Source organism: Mesorhizobium sp. M7D.F.Ca.US.004.03.1.1 (assembly GCF_003998635.1).
GTDB classification, from domain to species: domain Bacteria; phylum Pseudomonadota; class Alphaproteobacteria; order Rhizobiales; family Rhizobiaceae; genus Mesorhizobium; species Mesorhizobium loti.
In genome coordinates, this window is record NZ_RZQG01001727.1 from 1 (window position 1) to 519 (window position 519).

General features: G+C 56.1%; 1 protein-coding gene. It reads left to right on the forward strand.

Translation table 11 applies throughout. The features are described 5' to 3' along the window. Positions 1-20: 20 nt before the first annotated feature. On the forward strand, positions 21-443 hold the full coding sequence (gene mscL, locus EN935_RS39730) for a large conductance mechanosensitive channel protein MscL (protein ID WP_056588266.1): 423 nt from the start codon (positions 21-23) through the stop codon (positions 441-443). The last annotated feature ends 76 nt before the right edge of the window (positions 444-519 follow it).

Consider the following 519-nt stretch of genomic DNA (forward strand, 5'->3'; position numbering starts at 1 on the left):
GTCATGACAAGGAGGGTCGAATGCTGAAAGAATTCCAGGAATTCATTTCCAAGGGCAATGTGATGGACCTTGCGGTCGGCGTCATCATCGGCGCGGCCTTCGGCAAGATCGTCGATTCCCTTGTCAATGACATCATCATGCCGATCGTCGGCGCGATTTTCGGCGGCTTGGACTTCAACAACTATTTCCTGGGGCTCTCCTCGGCCGTCAATGCCACCTCGCTGGCGGACGCCAAAAAGCAAGGCGCTGTTTTCGCGTATGGCAGTTTCATCACTGTCGCGTTGAACTTCCTTATCCTCGCTTTCATCATCTTTCTGATGGTCAAGGCCGTGAACAACATGCGCAAGCGGCTTGAACGCGAGAAGCCCGCAGCACCGGCCGCGCCGCCGCCCGCCGACGTCGCGCTGCTCACCGAAATTCGCGACTTGCTCGCCAAAAGATAATCAGCAAAGCATTGCTGGACCAAAACCCCGGTCGTTCGCGGCTGGGGTTTTCTGTTTTCGCATCTGGTAAGGCTGT